Origin of the sequence: Thiothrix nivea DSM 5205 (assembly GCF_000260135.1) — a bacterium.
Classification (GTDB): domain Bacteria; phylum Pseudomonadota; class Gammaproteobacteria; order Thiotrichales; family Thiotrichaceae; genus Thiothrix; species Thiothrix nivea.
The window spans coordinates 942,184-964,683 of sequence record NZ_JH651384.1 but is presented as its reverse complement, the minus strand read 5'-3'; the positions used below and the strand labels follow the sequence as shown (position 1 = coordinate 964,683).

Annotated in this window: 28 protein-coding genes; 13 read left to right on the top strand and 15 right to left on the bottom strand. The window is 56.3% G+C overall.

Translation table 11 applies throughout. From position 1 onward, the window contains the following. Positions 1-32 precede the first annotated feature (32 nt). From THINI_RS05065 to THINI_RS05045, 5 genes are all read left to right on the top strand, one after another. Positions 33-1,196, top strand: coding sequence for a cytochrome-c peroxidase (locus tag THINI_RS05065; protein ID WP_002707578.1), 1,164 nt, complete (start codon positions 33-35; stop codon positions 1,194-1,196). 267 nt (positions 1,197-1,463) lie between these two features. Next, complete coding sequence (locus THINI_RS05060) at positions 1,464-2,060, top strand: TetR/AcrR family transcriptional regulator (RefSeq protein ID WP_211206960.1); 597 nt, start codon at positions 1,464-1,466, stop codon at positions 2,058-2,060. 68 nt (positions 2,061-2,128) lie between these two features. Then, positions 2,129-2,656: a DsrE family protein gene (locus tag THINI_RS05055; protein ID WP_002707576.1), complete on the top strand. Its 528-nt coding sequence runs from the start codon at positions 2,129-2,131 to the stop codon at positions 2,654-2,656. Positions 2,657-2,736: 80 nt separating this feature from the next. Beyond that, on the top strand, positions 2,737-2,931 hold the full coding sequence (locus tag THINI_RS05050; RefSeq protein WP_040839115.1) for a hypothetical protein: 195 nt from the start codon (positions 2,737-2,739) through the stop codon (positions 2,929-2,931). 1 nt (position 2,932) lies between these two features. Next, a complete protein-coding gene (locus THINI_RS05045) occupies positions 2,933-4,678 on the top strand; it encodes a protein adenylyltransferase SelO (protein WP_002707575.1) in 1,746 nt (581 codons plus the stop codon). A 143-nt stretch (positions 4,679-4,821) separates the two neighbouring features. On the opposite strand, the gene THINI_RS05040 is transcribed toward THINI_RS05045, so the two are convergent. The 3 genes from THINI_RS05040 to THINI_RS05025 form a co-directional block, all read right to left on the bottom strand. Then, on the bottom strand, positions 4,822-5,649 hold the full coding sequence (locus tag THINI_RS05040; RefSeq protein WP_002707574.1) for a dioxygenase family protein: 828 nt from the start codon (positions 5,647-5,649) through the stop codon (positions 4,822-4,824). A gap of 90 nt (positions 5,650-5,739) precedes the next feature. Then, a complete protein-coding gene (locus THINI_RS23185; RefSeq protein WP_002707573.1) occupies positions 5,740-6,381 on the bottom strand; it encodes a hypothetical protein in 642 nt (213 codons plus the stop codon). Positions 6,382-6,475: 94 nt separating this feature from the next. Continuing rightward, on the bottom strand, positions 6,476-6,922 hold the full coding sequence (locus tag THINI_RS05025; RefSeq protein ID WP_002707572.1) for a Fur family transcriptional regulator: 447 nt from the start codon (positions 6,920-6,922) through the stop codon (positions 6,476-6,478). 108 nt (positions 6,923-7,030) lie between these two features. Here THINI_RS05025 and THINI_RS05020 point away from each other — a divergent pair, with 108 nt between their 5' ends. From THINI_RS05020 to THINI_RS05000, 6 genes are all read left to right on the top strand, one after another. Next, the gene (locus THINI_RS05020) at positions 7,031-8,356 is read left to right on the top strand and encodes a porin family protein (RefSeq protein ID WP_002707571.1); all 1,326 of its coding nucleotides are present in this window, start codon (positions 7,031-7,033) and stop codon (positions 8,354-8,356) included. A 9-nt stretch (positions 8,357-8,365) separates the two neighbouring features. Next, complete coding sequence (locus THINI_RS05015; RefSeq protein WP_002707570.1) at positions 8,366-9,262, top strand: metal ABC transporter substrate-binding protein; 897 nt, start codon at positions 8,366-8,368, stop codon at positions 9,260-9,262. Between the two features lie 4 nt (positions 9,263-9,266). After that, complete coding sequence (locus tag THINI_RS05010; RefSeq protein ID WP_002707569.1) at positions 9,267-10,028, top strand: metal ABC transporter permease; 762 nt, start codon at positions 9,267-9,269, stop codon at positions 10,026-10,028. Between the two features lie 76 nt (positions 10,029-10,104). After that, the gene (gene bfr, locus THINI_RS05005) at positions 10,105-10,575 is read left to right on the top strand and encodes a bacterioferritin (protein ID WP_002707568.1); all 471 of its coding nucleotides are present in this window, start codon (positions 10,105-10,107) and stop codon (positions 10,573-10,575) included. Between the two features lie 12 nt (positions 10,576-10,587). Then, positions 10,588-10,764, top strand: a complete 177-nt coding sequence (locus tag THINI_RS25040; RefSeq protein WP_002707567.1) for a hypothetical protein — start codon at positions 10,588-10,590, stop codon at positions 10,762-10,764. A gap of 76 nt (positions 10,765-10,840) precedes the next feature. Then, a complete protein-coding gene (locus THINI_RS05000) occupies positions 10,841-11,953 on the top strand; it encodes a Fic family protein (protein ID WP_002707566.1) in 1,113 nt (370 codons plus the stop codon). A gap of 29 nt (positions 11,954-11,982) precedes the next feature. Here the strand turns inward: THINI_RS05000 and THINI_RS04995 are convergent, their stop codons facing one another. The 12 genes from THINI_RS04995 to zigA form a co-directional block, all read right to left on the bottom strand. Next, complete coding sequence (locus THINI_RS04995; protein WP_002707565.1) at positions 11,983-13,242, bottom strand: ABC transporter permease; 1,260 nt, start codon at positions 13,240-13,242, stop codon at positions 11,983-11,985. Beyond that, on the bottom strand, positions 13,239-13,961 hold the full coding sequence (locus THINI_RS04990; RefSeq protein WP_002707564.1) for an ABC transporter ATP-binding protein: 723 nt from the start codon (positions 13,959-13,961) through the stop codon (positions 13,239-13,241). Before THINI_RS04990 ends, THINI_RS04995 begins: the two co-directional genes overlap by 4 nt. Continuing rightward, positions 13,961-14,650 (bottom strand): DUF2796 domain-containing protein, encoded by a 690-nt coding sequence (locus tag THINI_RS04985; protein ID WP_002707563.1) that lies wholly within the window; start codon positions 14,648-14,650, stop codon positions 13,961-13,963. Before THINI_RS04985 ends, THINI_RS04990 begins: the two co-directional genes overlap by 1 nt. 13 nt (positions 14,651-14,663) lie before the next feature. After that, entirely contained in the window at positions 14,664-15,776 is a 1,113-nt protein-coding gene (locus tag THINI_RS04980) for a CobW family GTP-binding protein (protein WP_002707562.1), read from the bottom strand. Positions 15,777-15,783: 7 nt separating this feature from the next. Next, entirely contained in the window at positions 15,784-16,701 is a 918-nt protein-coding gene (locus tag THINI_RS04975) for a metal ABC transporter substrate-binding protein (RefSeq protein ID WP_002707561.1), read from the bottom strand. Positions 16,702-16,714: 13 nt separating this feature from the next. Beyond that, the gene (locus THINI_RS04970; RefSeq protein ID WP_002707560.1) at positions 16,715-17,584 is read right to left on the bottom strand and encodes a metal ABC transporter permease; all 870 of its coding nucleotides are present in this window, start codon (positions 17,582-17,584) and stop codon (positions 16,715-16,717) included. Beyond that, positions 17,584-18,279, bottom strand: coding sequence for a metal ABC transporter ATP-binding protein (locus THINI_RS04965; RefSeq protein ID WP_002707559.1), 696 nt, complete (start codon positions 18,277-18,279; stop codon positions 17,584-17,586). The genes THINI_RS04970 and THINI_RS04965 overlap by 1 nt, the downstream gene beginning before the upstream one ends. After that, complete coding sequence (locus THINI_RS04960) at positions 18,276-18,836, bottom strand: SgcJ/EcaC family oxidoreductase (protein ID WP_002707558.1); 561 nt, start codon at positions 18,834-18,836, stop codon at positions 18,276-18,278. The genes THINI_RS04965 and THINI_RS04960 overlap by 4 nt, the downstream gene beginning before the upstream one ends. A gap of 128 nt (positions 18,837-18,964) precedes the next feature. Beyond that, complete coding sequence (locus THINI_RS23180) at positions 18,965-19,645, bottom strand: DUF3299 domain-containing protein (RefSeq protein ID WP_002707556.1); 681 nt, start codon at positions 19,643-19,645, stop codon at positions 18,965-18,967. Then, positions 19,642-19,998, bottom strand: coding sequence for a phosphoribosyl-AMP cyclohydrolase (hisI, locus tag THINI_RS04950; protein WP_245536578.1), 357 nt, complete (start codon positions 19,996-19,998; stop codon positions 19,642-19,644). The genes THINI_RS23180 and hisI overlap by 4 nt, the downstream gene beginning before the upstream one ends. 76 nt (positions 19,999-20,074) lie before the next feature. Beyond that, positions 20,075-20,476 (bottom strand): RNA polymerase-binding protein DksA, encoded by a 402-nt coding sequence (dksA, locus tag THINI_RS04945; RefSeq protein WP_040839110.1) that lies wholly within the window; start codon positions 20,474-20,476, stop codon positions 20,075-20,077. Between the two features lie 2 nt (positions 20,477-20,478). Then, positions 20,479-21,687, bottom strand: a complete 1,209-nt coding sequence (gene zigA / locus THINI_RS04940; protein WP_002707553.1) for a zinc metallochaperone GTPase ZigA — start codon at positions 21,685-21,687, stop codon at positions 20,479-20,481. Positions 21,688-21,886: 199 nt separating this feature from the next. Here zigA and THINI_RS04935 point away from each other — a divergent pair, with 199 nt between their 5' ends. Together THINI_RS04935 and THINI_RS04930 are read left to right on the top strand one after the other, a co-directional pair. Beyond that, complete coding sequence (locus THINI_RS04935) at positions 21,887-22,162, top strand: CopG family ribbon-helix-helix protein (protein WP_002707552.1); 276 nt, start codon at positions 21,887-21,889, stop codon at positions 22,160-22,162. Next, positions 22,150-22,470: a type II toxin-antitoxin system RelE/ParE family toxin gene (locus THINI_RS04930; RefSeq protein ID WP_002707551.1), complete on the top strand. Its 321-nt coding sequence runs from the start codon at positions 22,150-22,152 to the stop codon at positions 22,468-22,470. Before THINI_RS04935 ends, THINI_RS04930 begins: the two co-directional genes overlap by 13 nt. Positions 22,471-22,500 lie beyond the last annotated feature (30 nt).

Sequence of the window (22,500 nt, the reverse complement as noted above, 5' to 3'; positions counted from 1 at the left end):
GCAACTCCTGAATTATTGCAGATAGCCCTCCTATGCGTGCTTTGGTTTCTTGTTTGCTATTGTTGCCGTTTGCCGCCGGTTCGCTGCTGGCCGCAGACCAACCCGTTGCCACCAAGACTGAACTGGGCAAAAAACTGTTTTTCGATGTCAATTTGTCGAAAAACCGCACTCAATCCTGCGCTACCTGCCATAACCCGGAACATGGTTTCGTTGATAACCGTTCTACCAGCGTGGGCAAAGCTGTGTCTTTGGGTGATGACGGTAAATCATTGGGTGACAGGAATGCCCCTTCTGCGGCTTATGCCCGTTTCAGCCCGGATTTTCATCAGAACAAAAAGGGCAGGTATGTCGGTGGCCAGTTTCTGGATGGGCGCGAAAAGGATTTGGCAGGGCAAGCAGGCGGCCCACCGCTGAACCCGGTCGAAATGGGGATGCCCGACAAAGCCACTGTGTCGGAACGCTTGCAGGAAAATGCGGATTATGTGGCGGCATTCAAACACTTGTTTGGCGATACGGTATTCGATAAGCCGGACACAGCCTACGCAGCCATGGCGGAAAGCATCGGTGAATTTGAAAAGACTGACCTGTTTGCGCCATTTGATTCCCGGTACGACCGTTATCTGCGCGGGGAAGTGGAGTTGACTGATCAGGAGTCCTTGGGTGAATCACTGTTCTTTTCCAACCAGTTCACCAATTGCAACCGCTGCCATCAGTTAAAGGCGTTTCCCGGCAGCGAGGGTGAAACTTTCAGCAATTACGAGTTCCACAACCTTGGGGTTCCGGCCAATCAGGCCGTGCGTGAGTCCAATGGCAAGGGCAAGGCTTTCATCGACAACGGCCTGCTGGAGCACCCGGACGTGAAGGATGGCAAGGAAGCTGGCAAGTTCAAGGTTCCCACCCTGCGCAATGTGGCGATTACCAGCCCCTATATGCACAACGGTGTGTTCAGCGACCTGAAAACCGTGGTGTTGTTTTACGACAAGTTCAACAACCGCAAACGCAAGCTCAACCCCGAAACTGGCAAGCCGTGGGATACGCCCGAAGTTGACGGTAATCTGGCGCTGGAAGATGAGGATTTTCAGGCTCCGGCGCTGAAGGATGAGGAAGTGGATGCGCTGGTAGCCTTCCTGAAAACGCTGACTGACCAACGCTATGAGCACTTGCTGGAACAGAAGCAGCACTATGCCGACAAGTAGTGGAATAGTGCTGCTGTATCCTTGATCTTGCATTCCGCGTCGGGGTTGAAGCTGAACAGGTCTTCACCGGCTTCCAGCTTGGCTTTTGCATCGAGGGGTAAACTTCAGCTGTACATGGTCGAAATCCTTGTTGCAATTTGGTTGCATAAAAGTGTGGTGAGGTTACTTTGTATTTGCAATTAAGTTGCATTAATTGCGATGTCATCTCACATGATGATCCTTAATGCCAGTTGCAGACCGAACGCTCGTTTGGTAAGTTGGGGTGCCATGATGAGAGCAAATGGCGAAGCACGGACAAAAGGCGACGATTTACGGGAAAAGATACTGGCAACTGCTTTGGATCTGTTTTCCACGCATGGTTATTTCAATACCTCCATCCAGGATATACGGCGCAAGGCCGATGTCAGTACCGGGGCTATTTATCATCACTTCCAGAATAAGGAGGCGCTTGCCAAATCCCTGTATGAAAGCCTGTTACGGCAGATGGAGGATGCGATCGTGCAGGAATGCCAGCAATGCAGCGGGTGTTTTAACCAAAGCCGCGCCATTATCGACAGGCTGTTCAGGCTGACAGTGGAACAGCCCAAGGTCATGCAGTTTGTATTGCTGGCACAGCATCGAGAGTATTTGCCCGGGGAGCCTCCTATTTGTTCCTCCCGGCCATTTCAGATCATGCGACAAGTCATTGAACAGGGAATGGCGGCTGGCGAGGTTCGGCAAATGGAACTGTGGGTTGCTGCTACCACCATGTTTGGCGGTGCATTGAGGATGATGAACCTGTATCTGGACGAAGTGCTGGAATATCCGCTGCCAGACTATACCGATGAAGTCGCCAATGCAGCATGGCGCGGCATATGCCCCTAAATCGGCACTAAATTTTTACCCAAAAACCGAACGAACAATCGTTCTTTAATGTAAAGGAGATGATGGATATGCGCAACATTGGCAAACTGGTTTTGATTACTTCGTTAATGCTGTCCCCCAACCTGTTTGCGGATGATAAGCCCGGCGACAACGTAGCGCCTGTTGCTGTCAGCAAACCTGATGACAGTGACGCACTTAAAGGGGTTGAAAAGGGCAAGGTCATTTTTGACATCAACATGGCCAGCGCAGAAAAAATGACGCTTTACCTGATGGTTATCCGGGAAACGGTCGATGACTTAAAACGTCAGGGGGTGGAGCCGGATGTCATTCTTGCTTTTCGTGGGATGTCGGTAAAACTGATCTCCAGGGACAGGGAGGATATGGAACTAACCGATTACGAACATCTGGACAAGATCGCCACCCAACTGGCTGATTTGCAGAAAGAAGGTGTGCGTATGGAAGCCTGTTCCGTCGCTACCCGCCTGTTCAATGTCGATAACGGCACGTTGCTGGATGGTATCAAGCCGGTGGGTAATACCTTCGTTTCCCTAACCGGCTATCAGGCTCAGGGCTATGCCAATATCCCTATTTACTGATGTTATTCCGGGGGCGGGTGGTTTTTTCCTCCCGCCCGTTTTCTGGACTGAGTTGATTATCCCGATGTAGGTGTTCATGATTGCCGGACTGGATGATCGTGACACCAAATATCTGGGAAATCCGTAGTGTAAAAATCCATGACAAGCGGATTGCAGGCGAAGAACAGGTGCAAGTGACTGAGGGTTGCAACGTTTACCGGGATTCCGGTTTTCAGGGGCATCAGTTGGCCCGACAGAAGTGTGCTTTCTCATGCCATCTGGGTAGCTTCGGTTAGTATGGTGTTAGCCTTTGCCAACAATCTACCGGTGCTAGTAACCATGCCACATTCATCCAAACCCTCTGCTGAGTCCTGCATAACAAACTTCGATGCGTTTGCTCGACTGGCGGATTATTCCCTGATGGACACCTTGAATGCCGACCCTGACGCTACCGGCGATGGTCATGATCACCGTGCCCGTCAGGTTTTTTCCGGCCATTTCGTGCCCGTGACGCCCACACCGCTTCCAGACCCGGAATATGTAACTCACAGCAGCACTTTTTTTAGGGAACTCGGCTTGAGTGATGAGCTGGCGCTGGATGAAAAGTTTCGCCAGGTATTTTCCGGCAATCTCTCTGCGGCGCAGGAGCCTATGCGCCAGGTGGGCTGGGCAACAGGTTATGCACTGTCGATTTATGGCACTGAATATACCCAACAATGCCCATTCGGTACGGGCAATGCTTATGGTGATGGTCGGGCAATATCCGTGTTTGAAGGCGTCTTCAATGGCCAGCGCAGGGAAATGCAATTGAAAGGGGGAGGCCGAACGCCTTATTGCCGTGGTGGCGACGGGCGTGCGGTACTGCGTTCCAGTGTGCGTGAGTTTCTGGCGCAGGATTATATGCACGCCTTGGGTGTGCCGACATCGCGCTCTTTGACGCTGTATGTTTCCAAATCCGAGACCGTTGCCCGACCCTGGTATTCTCAGGATTCCCACTACACTGACCCCGATATTATGGTGGATAATCCTGCGGCTATCGCAACGCGGGTTGCGCCCTCCTTTTTGCGTGTTGGTCAGCTGGAGTTATTTGCCCGGCGCGCCCGCAGTCATGCGCATCCAAGAACACTGGAAGAGTTGAGGATGATCGTGTCGCATTTGATTGAGCGGGAATATAAAAGCGAAATTAATCAGTATCTTGCTTTTACAGAGCAATTGATTGAGTTGGCTAAACTGTTTTGCCAGCGTCTTACTTCACTGGTGGCCAATTGGCTACGTGTTGGTTACTGCCAGGGGAATTTTAACAGTGACAACTGTGCCGCCGGTGGCTTTACCCTCGACTATGGCCCCTTTGGGTTTTGTGAAATTTTTGATCCTGCGTTTCAGCCCTGGACTGGTGGCGGCCAGCACTTTTCATTTTTCAATCAGCCAACCGCGGCAGAGGCCAATTATCACATGTTCTGGAAAGCGGTGAGGCCGCTGCTGGCAGAAGATACTGAAGCTTTGGAGCATTTCGATCAGATACGCCACGACTTTGCAGAAGTCATGCAAGAACAGATGCAAAAAATGTGGGCAGCCAAACTCGGCCTGACTGAATTCCATCCAGTACTCTTCAAGCAGTTGATGCAGTTGATGATCGACTCAGAGGTGGATTACCCCCTTTTCTTCCGCGAGTTATCCCATATCCCGGACGATGTTTCAGCCTTGAAAAAGAGCTTTTATGTTAAAACTTCGCCACAACTTGATGGGCAGTGGCAATCCTGGCTAAACAGCTGGCGCGAACTTGTCATGAATGATGGCGATTTGGCTGAAATATCAAAAAAGATGAAACAGACCAACCCCAAATATACATGGCGGGAATGGCTGGTTGTCCCGGCCTATCAACAAGCCATGCAGGGTGATTACACGTTGGTCAAAGAGCTGCAAGCAGTATTTAGCCACCCCTATGCTGAGCAATCACAAGCAGTGGAAGATAAATACTATCGCCTGAAACCCAAGGCATTTTTTAACGCTGGTGGTGTGTCGCACTATAGTTGTTCCTCTTGATTTCTCATAAAAGTGATCAGCTTTACACGCCCAGCCTATCCAGCAGTTGTCATGCCCGTTTGGGGTCGCCACGTAACTGTGCAGCATAAACTGCGCTGTTTCGCTTTTTCCCCGGCTTATGCAATGGGCATTTCACCCGTTCTTCAGGCAATCTTGATCGTGTGGTAAGCCAGTAACGTACCATCGGCATTTTGCGCTGTCGTCAGCATAAAGCTTTCGTAACCACTTCTGGGGAACACGCCATCCCGGCCACCCGCCAGCGTCGTATCCTGTTCGCCACGGCTACTGTAATGTTCATGCGTGGTGCAAATCTCTTTGGCAAGCGCATCGGTAAAGCAGAATTGCGAAATGACCCGCGCATGGCCTGACCTTTCCCTGACCGCAAAGTGGATGTGGATGGTGCGCCCGCGATACCAGCCGGGGAAACAGGTCTTGAAATTTACCCGCCCCTTGCTGTCGGTCTGCAAGATTCCCCGATACCAGGTGCTGGCCTGTGCGGCGCTGTCATTACTGGTGCAAAAGCCCCCGGCAAAGCGGCTGCTGTCAAAACTCTCGCGGGTGTTGCCGGAATAGACGCCACGGTTGTCGCAATGCCAGACCTCAATCCAGTGATTTTCCAGCGGTTGGCAGTCTGAATCGACCAGCTTCAGGCATAACTGCATAGGCAAGCCAGATAAACCGCTGGAAATATCTTCCCCGGTTTCCACCCCGAAATAGCAGGGGCCTTCGGTGGTTGCCTGGGTTAACGCGATGTTGCAGGTATTGCCGCTGTCAAAAATGCTGTCGTCCGGGTAGGGCACAGTGATCAGGCTGGTGTTGCCTGATGCCCATTTTGTGCCTGTAGTGGCGGCTGCGCTAATGGCTGTATTGCCCCAGGCACTGGATAGCCAGGGGTTTCCCAACAGGATGCCACCACCCAGTATTTTCAGGATGTGGCGGCGTTCTGCTAAAGCTGATTTTTTTTCCATCATGATGTCTCCATCCGAATCCTTGAGGAGCCAGTCTTGCTGTCGATTCGCTGGCAGGGCAAACTCCTACAGAGGATGTTTCGTGCATATTCCTTACTGTATGGGCGGGTTGCCTGGCATACCGCGTGGTGGTTGTGGCGGTTGCATCTGTTCAAACGCAGTGGTTTGTTCAGCTGTCAGAACCTGTTTGATCAATTGCCGGGTTTCAGTACGCAGGGCGTCCATTTGGGTGCGCTGCTGTTGTTGCAGGGGTGCCAGTTGGGCGGCCTGCTCATCCGTCAGGCCCAGTTCGTTTTGCATGCGTTCGGCCATGCCACCAGCTTCCGGTGGCTGGCCACCCATGCCCGTCCCCTTGTCTCCGGTTGGCGGTGGTGGCGGGCGTTGGCCTCCTGACATGCCTGCATTTCCGGGTGGTGGCGGACGTTGGCCACCTGCCATGCCTCCATTGCCCGGCGGCTGATGTTGTGCTTGCATCTGCTCAAGCTGGGCGGCTTGTTCCGCGCTCAGGATGCTGTTGATTTTTGTCTGGAAATCATCATGCAGGGCTTGCATTTTTTCCCGCTGGGCAGCTTCGATGCTGTTGATCTGGCTGACTTGTGAATCCGTCAGACCCAGTTCGTTTTGCATACGTTCGGTCTGCCCTGCTGGGGCTGGTGGTGGTATCTCATCCTGTGCGGCGATAGTGGCACTCATCAATACGCCTGCCAACACGGACATCAGTAATACAGGTTTCATCAATGCTTTCTCCTTGGTTCAAGAATGTCAGCATAGTATTCACTGAATACCCGTAAAGATAGGTAAGTGGAGTGTAAAGAAATGTAAAGCTTGGCTACAGTAATTTGGCGCAATTTGGGCAAAGCCCTTGCAGGTTCAGTTCCACTTCGTCGATCCGATAGCCTTCCGGCAGGGCAAACAGCAGGGTGGGTTGCAGGGTTTCCAGACAAAACACCTGTTCGCATTGCTTGCAATGGAAATGTGCGTGCTGGTGGGGTGTTCCGGCCTGTGCATTGTAGCGCCAGGTGCGATCCGCGCCCGCGATCTTGTGTGCCAACCCTTGTTCCACCAACCAGTCGAGCGCCCGGTACAGGGTTACCCGGTCAACGGATAGCCCTTGCTGATGCACGGTTTGCTCAATTTCCTGATGGCTCAGTGCGGCGTTGGCATTCAGTAGGATGCCCAGCACCCCGACCCGTGCAGGCGTTGCCCTGCCTTGGGCTTGCTGGAGCAGGCTGCGGGCGGTGGATTCATTGCCGGGAAGGGGGCTAGCCTGGGTCATTTCTGCTACTCGTTTGCGTCAAAATTTTGCAACTATGTTGCATTTTGTCAAGTAATGCACATACCATTTGCTCCATTATAAACGTGCAAACACCAACGGGGTGAATACATGCAACTGACACAGACTACTTCGGCCTTTGCCATTGCCGCCGCATTGGCAACACCTGCCGCTTTCGCCGAAACCACCACCGGCGACACCATCAAGGCAGCCCTCAAGCCCACTTCCAACTGGGAGGGCAGCCTGATCGTCGAAGGTATCTATTTCGACAGCAACAAGGATGAGGCCGCCCACGAGGAAGGCGAGGGGGAAGAAGGGCACGATCACGAGCACGCCCACCTGCCCGGTTTCCCTTCCGGAGGGCATGACCACGGGATGCGCGAAGGCTTGCACACCGGGCATATTGAGGCCGTGGTTTCCGGCAATATCAACGACAAGCTCAAAGCCCGCGTCACCACCGGCATCATGGAAACCGAAGACGAAGGGCTGGAAATGGAACTGGAAGAAGCCTTCGTCGAAACCCGAGGGCTGGGCAACGGCGTAACCGTCAAGGCGGGGCGCTTCTTCTCCGATGTCGGCTATCTGAGCAGCAAGCACAATCACGAATGGGATTTTGCCGACAACCCGCTGGTGTACAAGGGTATGTTTGGCGCACATACCAACGATGACGGGGTGCAGCTCAGCTACGTCGCGCCGACTGACACCTTTGTGCAAGTGGGTGCGGAATTGTTCCGGGGCGACAAATTCCCCGCTAGCGACAGTGACGATACCGTGGGCGCGGCGACGGTATTTGCCAAGACGGGTGGCGACATCGGCACGGATCACAGTTGGCAGGCAGGCGTCGGCCACTGGCGGGCGGACAGCATCAACAACCGGCTGGGGGAATTGCACGAACACGAACGCCCGGATGGTTCCATGCATTCCGTCACCCCCGGCTTCAGTGGCAAAAGCCGCATCAATACTGTCAATGCGACCTACAAATGGGCGCCCAATGGCAATGCGAAAGAACGCAGCCTGAAATTGCAGGCGGAATATTTCCAGCGCGATGAAGACGGCGCGATTGACATGCTCAACACGGACGGCGGCATTGAGCGCACCCTGAATTATGGCGGCAAGCAGGACGGCTACTACGTGCAGGGCGTTTACCAGTTCCGCCCACATTGGCGGGTTGGTTTGCGCCATGACCATCTGGGCAGCGACAACACCCTGACCCAGGCCAGTGGCGCGGCAGCGACCGAGCATCAGGTGGAAGCCGCCGGGTTGGCCACCGAAGGCCATACCCCCAAGCGCAACAGCCTGATGGTCGATTACAGCCCGCGCGAATACAGCCGCCTGCGCTTGCAATTCAACGAAGACAAAAGCACGCCGGAAACTGACAGGCAGGTGATCCTGCAATACACCCACAGCTTTGGCTCGCACGGCGCACACGGTTTTTAAGGAGATTCCATGAAACGCATTTTTCTCATCTTTGCCCTGCTATGCGGCAGCACACTCGCCCATGCCGACCTCAATATCTTCGCCTGCGAACCGGAATGGGGCGCACTGGCGCAGGAAATCGGCGGCAACCAGGTCACGGTCTACAACGCCACCACCGGCTTGCAAGACCCACATCATATCGAAGCCCGCCCCAGCCTGATTGCCAAGGCGCGGCAGGCGGATTTGCTGGTTTGCACCGGCGCGGAACTGGAAATCGGCTGGCTGCCGTTACTGCTGAGCAAATCCGGCAATGCTGCCATTCAGGAAAGCCAGCCGGGGAATTTCATGGCCGCGCAATACGTGCAACTGCTGGATATTCCGGAAAAAGTTGACCGCAGCATGGGGGATGTCCACGCTGATGGCAATCCGCACATCCAAACCGACCCGCGCCGCATCGCACAGGTCGGCAAGGCGCTGGCGGAACGCATGGCGCAGGTGGATAGCGCCAACGCCGCCCATTACCAGCAGGGTTACGCCAGTTTCAACAGCCGCTGGCAACAGGCCATGCAGGGCTGGCAGGCCAGGGCGGCGGGCTTGCGCGGCAAGGTGGTGGTCGTCCACCACAAAAGCTGGGTTTACCTGCAAGACTGGCTGGGTTTGCAGGAAATCGCCACACTCGAACCCAAGCCCGGCGTTCCGCCTACTACCGCGCACCTGACCAGCGTATTGCAGCAACTGCAAACCACCCCGGCCAGCGTGGTGATTTATTCCGCCTACCAGAACCCGCGTTCGGCGCAATGGCTATCCGGCAAGGCGGGTATTCCGGCGGTGCTGCTGCCTTCCACCGTGGGTGGTACGCCCGAGGCCAGCGACCTGTTTAAACTATTCGACGACATCATCCAGCGCCTGAACGGCGCGGCAAAGTAAGCGCATGGACTGGACGCTGCAATTCAGCATCCTCGCCCCGGCCTTTGTTGCCGGGGTGCTGGTATTGGCGACCCACATCCCGCTGGGGCGCGAAGTTCTGCGCCGGGGCATCATTTTCATCGATCTGGCGATTGCGCAGATTGCCGGGCTGGGGGTGATTGCCGCGCACAGTTTCGGCTGGGAAGTGCATGGCTGGGAAACCCAACTCATTGCCCTGAGCGCGGCGCTGGCGGGTGCATGGCTGCTGGGCTGGGCGGAAATGCGCCTGCAACGCCAGCAGGAAGCCCTGATCGGCATTGTGTTTGTGCTGGCGGCGACTGGCGGGTTGTTGTTGTTGGCGAATAATCCGCACGGTGGCGAACACCTGCGTGAGCTGCTGGCCGGGCAAATCCTGTGGGTGAACTGGCCTGATCTGATTCCGCTGGCGGTGCTGGCGGCGGCCTACTGGCTGCTGGCATGGTTGAAACCGCAATGGTTGCCACGCCTGTTCGCACGGCAGACATTTTACCTGTTGTTTGCGGTGGTGATTACCTTTGCGGCGCAGGTGGTGGGGGTGTATCTGGTGTTCGCCAGTCTGGTGATCCCGGCGTTTGCGGTGTGGCGGGAACAGGCTGGTTCCTTGCGTGATGCCTTTGCGCTGGGGCTGCTAGGGTATGCGGCGGGAATTATGGTATCGGCGTGGCTGGACTTGCCGACCGGGGCGAGCATTGTGTGGTTTCTGGCGCTGGCGGGTTTGGGGTATCGCTTGATAGGCAGTAGAGCTTAATTGACCAGGCTGATTGGCAAGGGATAGGATGGACAGGCATTGAATATAAAACCAACCTAAACAACAGGAGACGCCTATGAAAGGAAACCCCGACATCAACCGTTCGCTGAATCTGGTGCTACGTAGCCAGTTGACGGCGATCAACCAGTATTTCCTGCACGCCCGCATGTGCAAAAACTGGGGGCTGGAAAAGCTCAACGGCAAGGAATACAAACGTTCCATCAAGGCCATGAAACAGGCCGACGAACTGATCGAACGCATCCTGTTCCTCGAAGCCCTGCCCAACCTGCAAGACCTCGGCAAGCTCTACCTCGGCGAAGACGTGCCGGAAATCCTCGCCAACGACTTGCGCCTTGCCGGTGAAGTGGTGGCGGAACTGCGCAAGGTCATCGCCGAATGCGAACAGGCGCAGGATTACGTTTCCCGCGACATGTTGCAGGAAATCCTCGAAGAGGAAGAAGAGCAGACCGACTGGCTCGAATCCCAGCAATGGGCGATCGACAACGCCGGTCTGCAAAACTACCTGCAATCCATGATGAACGATTAAGGAGCAAATAATATGAAAGGAAAAGACCGGGTTATCGACGTGCTAAAGACCCTGCTGGCGGGCGAGCTGGCGGGTCAATTACGGTTGCAGCGGAACGTCGCTCACGGATTGCATGACGTTCCATACGCCGGTTACAGGTGGGAAACAGTGACATTGAAGCTTTACTGCCAGCCTGAGAATGACGACTAATGACTGGCGTGATTAAGCTTCATATTCACGCCATAAATCACCTGTAAACGGCGTGAATAGATGCTAAAATCACGCCATGAGATGGATATGGCAACAACCGGCATGGCCTGACTTTCACTATGACCCGTGCTTGCTCGAAGAGCGGGAGCTTGTGTTTCGCTTGAATTCAGAACGTCTGGCGGGTCGTTTCGAGGCGTTGCCAACAGCTTCCCGGCAGGATGCAACGGTTGACCTGATGCTTTCCGAGGCTATCAAGACCAACGCCATTGAGGGTGAAAACCTGGACAGGGAATCGGTCAGATCATCACTGCTGGCGTTAATCACAGCCGATACCCTGCCGGACAACGCAGACCAGAAAGCAACGGGGGCGGCTTTGCTGCTGGTAGACGTTCGTAACACCTGGCAAAAACCCCTGACACATGATCTGCTGGGGCAATGGCAAAGCATGGCAGTTCCGGAGCAGCGTTATATCCCTATTCTTCTGGGCACATACCGTACTGATCCGTCACCCATGCAAATTGTGAGCGGCCCTTATGGTCGGGAGAAGGTTCACTATGAAGCCCCGCCCGCAAACCGGGTAGCGGATGAAATGATGGCATTCATCGACTGGTATAACCAGTTTGGCTTTCCGAATAAGACAAAAGCGACTTCAGGGATTGCCAGAGCGGGTATTGCACACCTTTGGTTCGAGGTCATCCACCCCTTTGATGATGGTAACGGGCGGGTCGGCAGGGCGATTGCCGACCATGCGCTTTCGCAGTGTCTTGGCTACCCCACCACGGCTTGTCTCGCCACGGCCATCGCGGCAGACAAAAAATCTTATTACCAGCAACTGGAGCAAGCGAGCCGTGGCGGTATGGATGTCAATGCCTGGCTGGATTATTTTGCCGACACGGTGATCCGGGCGCAGGAAATCGCCAAAGAGGAAGTGGATTTTGTGCTGGGCAAAGCGCGGTTCTATGAAACGTATGGTGATCAGTTGAATGCACGCCAGGCCAGGATGGTGGCGCGGGTGTTTGCAGAAGGCCGCAAGGGCTTTGAAGGCGGCATTACCACCAGAAAATATGAAACGATTGCGAAGTGCCCTAACCGTACTGCCAGCCGTGACCTTGCTGATCTGTTAGCCAAAGGCATTATTCTTGCGTTGCCCGGTGGTGGCAGAACCACGCGCTATGAGCTGGCGATCTGATTGCTGTTTCCACAGCACCGGGCAGCATGTCACACCCTCACGGTCAAACCGTCCTGCAAGGAACGGCGGTAGGCAATCGCCCCCGGGATCAGGCTGAACACCAGTGCCAGCACCACTACCACCGCCAGCATCAGCAGATTGGGTGCATCCGGTATCCAGGTGTGCAGGTAGAAACCGTATTCCGCCATCACCCAGGGCCGGGCGGCGAACAGCGCGGCATAAAGCAGCGCCATCCCCGCCAGGCATCCCAGTACCGCCAGCACCAGTGCTTCCAGCACAAACAGCAGGAACACCTGACGAGGATGCGCCCCGACTGCACGCAGGATCGCCATTTCCCGCCGCCGCTCATTCAGGGTGGAAAGCAGCACGGTCAGCATTCCCAGCAGCCCCGCCGCCACCACGAAACCGGTGATGATGCGCAGCACGGTTTCAAACATGCCGATGGCCTGCCACAACTCCGCCAGCGCCACGCCCGGCAGGGTCGCGAGCAGCGGTTCCCGCTTGTATTCGTTGATCTCGCGCTGCACCCGGAAGGAGGCGGCACGGTTTTTCAGCCCGACCAGAAATGCCGTGATCAGCTTGGGCTGTAAGTTTTTCTCCAGCGCTTCTTCCGCGCTGATGTGGTAACCCGCTACCGGCGCGCCGTTCACCCAGTCGATGTGGATGGCCTCGATCGCTTCCAGCGACACATGCACGGTGCGGTCGATCGGCGTGCCGGTCGGTTTGAGGATGCCAACCACCGTGAACGGTTTGTCGGCGTGCTGGGCAAAGCTGGTTGAACCCGAGCCGTGCGCCAGCGTGATTTTATCCCCCAGCTTGTAACCCAGCTTGCGGGCTACCTCCGACCCCAGTACGGCATCAAATACGCCTTCAAACTGTTTGCCCGCCGCGAACGCCAGCAAGCGTTTGTCGCCATGGCGGTAATAACGGAAATAATCCTGATTCGTCCCCAGCACCCGGTAGCCCTTGTGCGAGTCGCCCAGGCTCAGCGGGATCGACCATTCCACCAGCGGGTTGCTGATAACCTCCTGATACGATTGCCAACTGATATTGTTGGTGGCGTTGCCAATGCGGAACACGCTGTACAACAGCAGTTGCACCGGGCCGCTGCGTGCGCCCACCACCAGATCCGTACCCGAAATGGTGCTGAAGAAACTGTTCCTGGCTTCCTTGCGGATATAGTCGACCCCCAACAGCAGCAGGACGCTGATGGCGATGGAAAGCAGGGTCAGGAGCAGGCTGGCGCGGCGATTCCACAGGCTGCGCAAGGTGAGTTTGAGGAGGATCATGGTAGCGCCTCTTGCTCCCTCTCCCCTTGAGGGAGAGGGCTGGGGTGAGGGGTATTGATTTCCGTAAGGTCGACTACGCGGGGAAAATGGCTGGCAATGTGTGGGTCATGGCTGACAAAGATGATAGTGCTGCCCTGTGCTTCCGCTTCCTGGAACAGCAAGTCGAGGAAACCGTTGCGGGTATCGGTATCCAGCGCGGAAGTCGGTTCGTCAGCGATGAGCAGTTCCGGGCTGCCAATCAGGGCGCGCGCCACGGCTACCCGTTGTTGCTGACCTACGCTCAGGTCGGTGACGGAACGGTGACGCAAACCTTCTTCCAGCCCCAGATGATCCAGCAAACGGTTGGCGCTGGCCTGCATGTCGCCCGCCTGTTGCTTGCGCCGCGCGGAAAAATGGCAGGGCAGTTGCACGTTTTCCAGCACCGACAGATAGGGCAGTAAATTGAACTGCTGGAAGATCACGCCCATGTGGTCGGCGCGGAAACGGTCACGGGCGGAACCGTTCATGTTACCCATGTCCTTGCCGAGTATCGCGAGACTGCCGCTGGCCGGGATCAGGATTCCGGCCAGCAGGTTCAGCAGGGTGGTTTTGCCGCTGCCGCTGGCACCGCGAATGAACAGGTGTTCGCCTTGTGGCACCTGCAATTCGGCGATGGCCAGCGTATCGCGGGTCTGCCCCGGCCAGCGGTAGCACAGGTCGCGCAGTTGGATGACGTTCATCAATTCAGCTTGAGGGTGGCGTCTTTATCCAGCTCCTGCGCGGATGCGCCCTTGTCAGTCACCCATTCGGCCTTGAGCTTTTGCAAGCCGTCAGGGAAGGCGGCAAACAGTTTGGTGGTGACTTCCTTCAGTTCTGCCGGTTTGGCGCAGGCGAAAGCCCAGGTGACATCCATATCGCTATGGGTTTCGCCTTCTTCATGTTCATGGTCGGCGTGTTCTTCCTTGTCGCCATCCTTGTGTTCGTGGTCATGATCTTCCTTTTCTGCTTCGGCATTGCCTAACAGCGCGGAAACCACTTCGGCGCTTTTGAGGGTGCATTCCGCTTCCGGGTTGATGCTGAACAGGTCTGCCCCGGCTTCCAGTTTGGCTTTTGCATCAGCCAGTTTTTGTTTGTCCTCATCGCTGCTGGCGGCGTGTTCAAAGCCGACGATGTTGGCGGCGGGGGATTCGAGCATGATTTCCAGGCCGGATTCACCGGCGGCAATGCTCAGGGTGGCGACGCCGTGTTCGTGTGCGCCGTGTTCTTCATGGCCTTCCGCTTCGTGCTTGTGGCCTTCGTGTTCGTGCGCTTCGGTTTTGGCTTTGCCATCGTCGTGGGCTTCGTGCTTGTGGTCATCGGCGTAAACATTGCCAATCGACAGGGCAGCCAGCAGGCTGAGGGTGCTGATCAGTGTGTAGGGTAATTTCATGTTGTTCTCCGGTTTATAAATTTTCGAGGGTTCGGGTGAAAGAGGATAGCAGGTTGCTGACAAAGGTTTCATCCAGGTCAGCGGTGATGAACACAAAGCGGCTGCGATGGTCATCATCCGGCCAGCGCGGCAGTTCCACCGAGGGGTAAAACAGGTGCTGGACGGCGTGCAACACCACCGGGCGACCGGGGTATTCCTGCACGTTGACGATGGCTTTCATGCGCAGCAGGCGGTGGCTGCAAAAGCTGACCAGTGTTTCCAGCGCATCCGATACCCCTTGCCATGGCAACGGCTGGTCGAAGGTGAGGGAAAAACTGCGGATGCGCCCATCAATGCCGGGGGCTGCGGGCAGGCTGGGGTTGCGGATACCTGCGTGGGTCGGCGCAACCGGCGTCACCAGCCGGAAACTGTCCGCCGCCAGCCATTGTTTCGCCTTGACCGGCTCGGACTGATGGTAGGCGCGCAAGCCAAACACATGCTGCGGGTCTATATCGCCATGCAGCACTGGCACAATCGGGGCTGACGGGTTGAGTTTGGTCAGGCGGCTTTCAAGCTGGGCAATCTTGTCAGTGTTGGCAAGATCGGTTTTGGTCAGCAGCAGGCGGTCGGCGGTGGCGACCTGCCGCACCGCCTCGAAATGCACATCCAGTTGGCTGTCGGCAAACAGCGCGTCCACGGTAGTGACCACCCCATCCAGATAATGCCGCCGCGCCACCCAGTCGGAGCGCAACAGGGTTTCCATCACCGAGGTCGGGTCGGCAACGCCGGTGGTTTCGATGATGATGCGTTCATACAGCGGCAGTGTGCCGTCACGCCGCCCCATCCACAGGTTTTTCAGGGTGGGGACGAGTGAACCCTGGATTTCGCAGCACACGCAACCGCCGTTCAGCAGCGCCATCGGCCCCTGGCTGTCGCCGACCAGTTGGTGATCCAGCCCGATGCTGCCGAATTCGTTCATGATCACGGCGGTCAGGGGTGGGGCGCGCAGCAGGCGTTCCCAGAATGAAGGTTTCAACAGGTTGTTGAGCAAGGTGGTTTTACCACTGCCGAGAAAGCCGGTCAGCAAGGTGATGGGGAGGCGGGTGTCCACGTAATCATCCGGGTGTTGCTGGGTGCTTGGAGCCATGCCTGGGTCACTCCGCCTTCAATGCCTGGTATAAGGTTTCGATATTGTGCTGCATCATTTTCGGATAGGTTCCGGCTTCGCCATCCGCAGGCGACAAAGCGTCAGCATACAGCGTGCCCCCTACCTTCGCACCACTTTCAGCCGCAATCTGTTCAAGCAGGCGTGGCGACATCATGTTTTCCAGAAAAACCGCCGTGATTTTTTCAGCGCGAATCTGTTCGATCAGGGCGGCCACATCCTTGGCCGTCGCTTCGGTTTCTGTGCTGATGCCTTGCGGTGCAAGGAAGGTGAGCCGGTAGGCATCCGCAAAATAGCCGAAAGCATCGTGGCTGGTGACGACCTTGCGGCGTGATTCCGGCAGCTTGTCGAGGGTGTCGGTGATCAGTTGCTCCAGTTCCGTCAGTTGTTGCAGGTAGGCGTCCCGGTTAATGGCGTACACGGCGCTGTTTAACGGGTCGGCTGCCTGCAAACCGCGATTGATGTTATGCACATAGGTTTTGGCATGGGCAAGGCTTTGCCAGGCATGGGGGTCAACATCGCCGTGGCCGTGTTCCTCTTTATGCCCGTCAGCATCAGCCAGGGGCAAGCCGGTAATGCCTTCGGTCACAGTGACCATTTTGCCCTTATAGCCGGAGGCTTCGATCAGCCGCTCCAGCCAGCCCTCGAAGCCAAAGCCGTTGACGAACAGGATGTCCGCTTCCGCGACAGTTTTGGCATCGGCGGGCGTGGGCTGGTAAACATGGGCATCGCTGTCAGGCCCCACCAGGGTTGTTAACTGAACACGGTCGCCGCCAACCGCCCTGACCATATCCCCCAGCACGCTGAAGGTGGCAACGACCTTGAGCGGGGTTTCTTCGGCATGAACCGACGGTAGCCATGCCAGCAGCAATACCAGCAGGCCACGCCGTAACCATTGATGTAACATCGTGTTGTCTCCTTCATGGGTGAAATGATTGTTGGGCAGGCGCAACCCCGCCATATTGCTTGCGCAGCCCGTACAGGGCAGAGGCGATATACACCACCCCCAGGTTCAGGATGATGGTCGGCCCTGATGGCAGGTCAAAATGGAACGACATCAACAGCCCCAGCCAACTGCACAGCATGGCGACCGCGATGGCGACGGCCAGCATCGTGCCTAATCGTTGCGTCCAGAAACGGGCAATGACGGCAGGCAGGATCATGATGCCCACCGCCATCAGGGTTCCCAGTGCATGGAAGCCGCCCACCAGGTTCAGCACCACCATGACCAGAAACACCACCGGCGTCCACACGCCAAAGGTGCTGACGGAACGGCAATAGGCAGAATCGAGGCATTCCAGCACCAGCGGACGGTATAACACCGCCAGTGTCAGCAACGAGAGGCTGGCAATGCCCGCCACCAGCAACAAGGCCGCATTGTTCAGGGCCAATACTGACCCAAACAGCACATGCACCAGATCGACATTGCTGCCCTTGCTGGAAATGATCAGTACGCCCAGCGCCAATGACAGCAGGTAAAAAGCCGCCAGGCTGGCATCCTCCGGCAAACGGGTCAGCCGCGCCACCAATCCGGTCAGGATGGCCACCACCATGCCCGCCACCAGACCGCCGAGCGTCATGGCCGTCAGGGATAAGCCCGCCAGCAGGTAGCCGACCGCGACTCCCGGCAAAATGGCGTGCGCCATCGCATCCCCCACCAGGCTCATGCGCCGCAACAGCAGGAACACACCAAACGGGGTTGCCCCCAAAGCCATTGCCCATGTCCCCACCAGTGCGCGTTGCATGAAGACATAATCGGCAAACGGGGCGAACAGCCAGTCATACAGCATCAGGCAATACCCCGCTCTGGCACCTGTTCCAGCACCTTCGCTGTTGCCCCGTAGCGCGTTTGCCCCTCTGCCAGCAACAAGGCGGTAGGGAAATGGCGGCGCACCCGTTCGCGGTCGTGCAGCACGGCCAGCACGGTACGCCCTTGCTGATGCCATTGCTGTATCAGCGCCAGCAAATCCTGGATGGTTTTCTCATCAATGGCGTTGAACGGTTCATCCAGCAGGATCACAGGCGCATCCTGCAACAACAGGCGGGCAAACAAAGCCCTTTGCATCTGCCCGCCAGACAAGCGGGATAACGGCACATGCCGCATACCATCCAGCCCGACGCTTGCCAACGCGGCGGCAATCCGACTTTCCTGCGTGGCGGATACCGCCCCAAAAGCGCCCACCTGCCGCCACAAGCCCATGGCCACGCAATCATGCACATCAATCGGGAAGTTCTGCTCCAATGCCGCCCGTTGTGGCAGGTAAGCAAGCTCACGCAGCCCGACTCCATGCAAATGGATACTGCCGCCCAGGGGCTTAAGTTCGCCCATCAATGCCTTGAACAGGGTGGATTTGCCTGCGCCATTTGCCCCGACAACGGCCAGCAATGCCCCGTGCGGGATGCTCATGTTAAGGTGCTGTATGACCTTGTGCCTGCCATAACCCAGCGTCAGGTTGTGGAAGCGGATGGCGGGCGGGTGTGTCATGGCATTAAGGATGAGTGGTGGTGAGCAATGAGCCACCCCCCGTCGCGGTTCTCGTAGACAAACGTGTAGCGTGCCGGGACATACTCGGTTTTGCCGCCGTCAATGATGCGAAAGGTGTAGATACCTGCATCGGTGATCTTGTTACAGCCCATTTTGACGTTGCGCTGATTGATCTCGCCAAGCGGCTGTTTCTGCAGGAAGTGCTCGAAATAATCCTGAATCTCGCGGCGGGAAAGCCGGGGAACATTGGAAACAGTGGGCAGCAGAACCGCATCTTCCGCATAACACTGGCTGACCCGTTGCGCATCACCGCTTTTAAGCGCCTCGTTCCAGCGCTCGAAAAGTTCCTCGACAAGGCGTAGCGTGGCGGGTGCGCAAACGGCAATCTCGTCGTTGCTGGGCGTATCGGTTTGGGTGGTTGCGAAAGCCGCCGTGACACCTGAAATCGGGTGGCGACCGCCACGCATTGAGGCGCTAAGGCTGCGTCTATCCTTGGGCGGAGCTGATTCGATGAACGGCGTGCCGGTTATCGGCGACATGGTGGAAGTTGTTGCCACTAAAATAATCCTCGTAGTTGATTCATTGTATTCACCACAGCACCCACCCGACTGCCAGCCACAGCAGGGCAATCAGCAGCCCGACCAGCAACAGGCGATAACCTATCCCGGCGGTCAGCAGGCTGTTTCTAGGGTTGCTGTTCTGTTTCATCTTCCGGTTCCTGGTACATTTCTATCGCGGCATCCAGTATCTTGTAACCAGCATCAGCAAGATCGGTTTTAGTGCTTTCTGCCTTCACAGTTCCAGACACCCAGACAGGTTCATAAACCCGCTCCATGCCAATACTTTTGCCCGTTTTTGGTTTGACCAGAATCGTCTGGCTCAAGGGTGGCGGGGGAAGGTGGATGCAAGCGCCAAAATAAGGCACTAATAAAAAGTCACCTACCATCCCGTTGCTTTCATCTATTTCCAGCGGTGCGACGAATCCGGGCAGTTTGATTTTTTTGCCATTCATGGCTGGGTTGACAGGGGCAGTATTCAGTTCCGCCTGCATTTTATCCATTACGGCCTGCTCTGCCGGGTCACCTTCTGGAATGGCGTCAATCTGTGCCTGGTATTTTTTTACGATGTCTTCCAGCCCATGTCCCGGTAATTCCAGATCTTCCCAGGCAATTTTCGGGTACTCGTCAGTTGGTGAGGCAACTGCACTATCCGAACTTGCCAATTGCTGGATTTTCGTCCCTAGTGCGGGAGCGTCTGCTGGCAAGGTTGCCGCTTGTGATGTCTGCCCTGCATTGGGGGCTGTTTCAGTATCACAACCTGATAGGAACAGAAAAAAACCGATCAACAAGCAATAGTTGGCTTTCATAGCGGTATGGATTCATTGACGACTACGTTAGATGACACGGTATCCACCTCAAAATAGAAGCAATTTGAGCGCAAAGTATGGCAAGCTGCGCCCCCTTGTTGATCTACCTGACACAGCAGGGCGTCACCGTCACAATCAATGCGCATGAGTTTGAGCGTTTGGGTATTGCCACTGCTCTCCCCCTTAACCCAAAACGCTTGCCGGGAACGTGACCAATACGTCATCGCTCTTGTAGCCAGCGTTCTGCGGATGGATTCTGCATTCATCCAGGCCAGCATTAGCACCTTGCCTGTATCGTATTGCTGGGTAATGACGGGAATCAGCCCTTGCTCATTGAAGGTCAGATTTTTCAAAACGGTATCCAGCGGAAACCGGGTTTTGCAAGGGCTTGGCTCAAGCGACTGGAAAAACGCTTTTGACATGAATCTGTTACCCTGCAAATTGCCGTTGCTGGATTTCACGGTGTGTTTGGGCTTCAATGCCCAGTGTGGCGGTTGGTCTCGCCAGCAAGCGCGGCAAGCCAATCGGTTCGCCACTTTCCTCGCAGTAACCGTAGCTTCCTTCATCGATTCGCGTCAAAGCGTCGCCGATTTTTTTCAGCAGCTTGCGGTCACGGTCGCGGGTGCGCAATTCCAGCACATGCTCTTCCTCCAGCGTGGCCTGGTCGGCGGGGTCGGGCAGCAACTCACTTTCGCGCAGGGATTGCACGGTTTCTTCGCCGCGCTTGAGGATTTCCTGACGCATTGCCAGCAAGCGCTGGTGGAAAAATGCCAGTTGTTGTTCATTCATATAATCCTCTGGCGGCATTGCCAGCAATTCAGCTTCGGTCATGCTTACCCCCACACCGGCATTGGGTCGGGGAAGCGTTTCCAGCTTTCCGGCCCCAGTTGCATTTCGTCGTCATCCAGCAAGGCACTGTCGAGTGCGGCGGTGATGCGGGCTTTGTCCAGCCCTTGCCCGATGAATACCAGTTGCTGGCGGCGGTCGCCATAGTCGCCTTCAAACTGGGCGAGGATGTGTTCTCGGTATTCCGCGTCGTCAGGCCAGTCGTCGCGGTGAACCGCAGCCCACCAGAACCCGGCCTTGCCCAGCCGCAGCAGGCCGCCTGCTTGTGACCATTCGCCCGCGCTGTGATGGCGGGTCGCCAGCCAGAAATAGCCTTTGGAGCGTAATAGTGTGCCGCCACGCAGTTCGCCGTCCAGAACTTCTGCCAACCGTTGCGGGTGGAACGGGCGGCGGGCGCGGTAGACGAAGCTGCTGATGCCGTATTCTTCGGTTTCCGGGGTGTGCGTGCCGCGCAATTCCTGCAACCAACCGGGGGCTTGGGCGGCGCGTTCAAAGCTGAAACGGCGGGTGTCGAGGATTTTGTCCAGCGGAGCCTGCCCAAAGCTGATGGGGATAATCTCGGCTTCGCGGTTGAGCTGGCGCAGGGCGTGTTCCAGCCGCTCGCGCTCGGCGTTGCTGATCTGGTCAATTTTGTTGAGCAGGATGACATCGGCGAATTCCACCTGATCCACCAGCAGTTCCGCCACGCTGCGTTCGTCTTCCTCGCCCAGCGATTCACCGACTTCTTGCAAGGAGCGGGCGCGGTCAAGTTCCACCGGGAAGTTGGCGGCGTCCACTACCGTGACCATGGTGTCGAGGCGGGAAATGTCGGACAGCGATTGCCCGTTTTCATCGGCAAAGGTGAAGGTTTCCGCCACTGGCATAGGTTCGGAAATGCCGGTGGATTCGATCACCAGATAGTCGAATTTGCCCTCACTGGCCAGCCGCCCGACTTCCAGCAGCAGGTCTTCACGCAAGGTGCAGCAGATGCAGCCGTTGCTCATTTCCACCATTTTTTCTTCGGTGCGTGACAGTTCCGCACCGCCGGAACGCACCAGTTCGGCGTCGATGTTCACTTCCGACATGTCGTTGACGATGACGGCGACGCGCTTGCCTTCGCGGTTGGTGAGGATGTGGTTGAGCAGGGTGGTTTTGCCCGCGCCCAGAAAGCCTGACAGCACGGTAACGGGGAGGCGGGTATCAGTGACGTTGTGCATTATTGAAATCCGTATTGCAACTTGATTGCACTGGATTGTAGTGAGGCCGCTTGGTATTTGCAATCAAGTTGCACTTTGGTGTCTGTCTCTCAGCAGTAGCGGTCTGGTCAGGATGTATTATTGCGGTGTTTACCTCGCTACACTATGCTTACTTAACACTTACTACCAGGTGTTACCTTTTAATGCTGGAGCAAACACGATGGCTACCACTTCCGTAAAGTTAAGCGATGACATGAGTGCCCGGCTGCGGCGTTTGGCTGACAGCAAGCGGCGCACCCCTCACTGGCTGATGGTGGAAGCCATCAACCGCTACATTGAACAGGAAGAGCGCAAGGCGGTTTTCTACGCGGATGCGCTGGCTTCGTGGGAGGAATACCGGCAAGACGGCCTGCATGTTACCTGGGCCGAGGCAAAAAGCTGGATCAGCACATGGGGAACTGATAACGAGAAGGAAGCCCCAGAGTGCCACAAATAAACGTTACCCGCCGCGCCTGGAATGACATGATCCGGCTGCGGGAATTTATCGCGGAAAAGAACCCACGGGCGGCACTTCGGGCAGCGGAACGCATCACCAGCGCCATTGACCAACTCGCTACGTTCCCGCTGGTAGGGCGGCCTTGCCCGGAAGAATACTTACCTGCTGAATTCCGGGAACTGCTCATCAGTTTTGGGCAGGATGGCTATGTGGTGCTGTATCGCGTAGACATTTCAGGAGATGCCGTCACCATCGTGGCAATCCGGCATCAGCGCGAAGCAGGATTTGACGGCCAGGGCAGTGAATAGGCGTAACCAGCAGGGAAAGATTCCTCCTCC

Bases quoted from the DNA above. Each gene is read 5' to 3' on its own strand.
- THINI_RS05065 (WP_002707578.1), top strand. From the start codon at position 33: ATGCGTGCTTTGGTTTCTTGTTTGCTATTGTTGCCGTTTGCCGCCGGT.
- THINI_RS05060 (WP_211206960.1), top strand. From the start codon at position 1,464: ATGATGAGAGCAAATGGCGAAGCACGGACAAAAGGCGACGATTTACGG.
- THINI_RS05055 (WP_002707576.1), top strand. From the start codon at position 2,129: ATGCGCAACATTGGCAAACTGGTTTTGATTACTTCGTTAATGCTGTCC.
- THINI_RS05045 (WP_002707575.1), top strand. From the start codon at position 2,933: ATGGTGTTAGCCTTTGCCAACAATCTACCGGTGCTAGTAACCATGCCA.
- THINI_RS05040 (WP_002707574.1), bottom strand. From the start codon at position 5,649: ATGATGGAAAAAAAATCAGCTTTAGCAGAACGCCGCCACATCCTGAAA.
- THINI_RS23185 (WP_002707573.1), bottom strand. From the start codon at position 6,381: ATGAAACCTGTATTACTGATGTCCGTGTTGGCAGGCGTATTGATGAGT.
- THINI_RS05025 (WP_002707572.1), bottom strand. From the start codon at position 6,922: ATGACCCAGGCTAGCCCCCTTCCCGGCAATGAATCCACCGCCCGCAGC.
- THINI_RS05020 (WP_002707571.1), top strand. From the start codon at position 7,031: ATGCAACTGACACAGACTACTTCGGCCTTTGCCATTGCCGCCGCATTG.
- THINI_RS05015 (WP_002707570.1), top strand. From the start codon at position 8,366: ATGAAACGCATTTTTCTCATCTTTGCCCTGCTATGCGGCAGCACACTC.
- THINI_RS05010 (WP_002707569.1), top strand. From the start codon at position 9,267: ATGGACTGGACGCTGCAATTCAGCATCCTCGCCCCGGCCTTTGTTGCC.
- bfr (WP_002707568.1), top strand. From the start codon at position 10,105: ATGAAAGGAAACCCCGACATCAACCGTTCGCTGAATCTGGTGCTACGT.
- THINI_RS25040 (WP_002707567.1), top strand. From the start codon at position 10,588: ATGAAAGGAAAAGACCGGGTTATCGACGTGCTAAAGACCCTGCTGGCG.
- THINI_RS05000 (WP_002707566.1), top strand. From the start codon at position 10,841: ATGAGATGGATATGGCAACAACCGGCATGGCCTGACTTTCACTATGAC.
- THINI_RS04995 (WP_002707565.1), bottom strand. From the start codon at position 13,242: ATGATCCTCCTCAAACTCACCTTGCGCAGCCTGTGGAATCGCCGCGCC.
- THINI_RS04990 (WP_002707564.1), bottom strand. From the start codon at position 13,961: ATGAACGTCATCCAACTGCGCGACCTGTGCTACCGCTGGCCGGGGCAG.
- THINI_RS04985 (WP_002707563.1), bottom strand. From the start codon at position 14,650: ATGAAATTACCCTACACACTGATCAGCACCCTCAGCCTGCTGGCTGCC.
- THINI_RS04980 (WP_002707562.1), bottom strand. From the start codon at position 15,776: ATGGCTCCAAGCACCCAGCAACACCCGGATGATTACGTGGACACCCGC.
- THINI_RS04975 (WP_002707561.1), bottom strand. From the start codon at position 16,701: ATGTTACATCAATGGTTACGGCGTGGCCTGCTGGTATTGCTGCTGGCA.
- THINI_RS04970 (WP_002707560.1), bottom strand. From the start codon at position 17,584: ATGCTGTATGACTGGCTGTTCGCCCCGTTTGCCGATTATGTCTTCATG.
- THINI_RS04965 (WP_002707559.1), bottom strand. From the start codon at position 18,279: ATGACACACCCGCCCGCCATCCGCTTCCACAACCTGACGCTGGGTTAT.
- THINI_RS23180 (WP_002707556.1), bottom strand. From the start codon at position 19,645: ATGAAAGCCAACTATTGCTTGTTGATCGGTTTTTTTCTGTTCCTATCA.
- dksA (WP_040839110.1), bottom strand. From the start codon at position 20,476: ATGACCGAAGCTGAATTGCTGGCAATGCCGCCAGAGGATTATATGAAT.
- zigA (WP_002707553.1), bottom strand. From the start codon at position 21,687: ATGCACAACGTCACTGATACCCGCCTCCCCGTTACCGTGCTGTCAGGC.
- THINI_RS04935 (WP_002707552.1), top strand. From the start codon at position 21,887: ATGGCTACCACTTCCGTAAAGTTAAGCGATGACATGAGTGCCCGGCTG.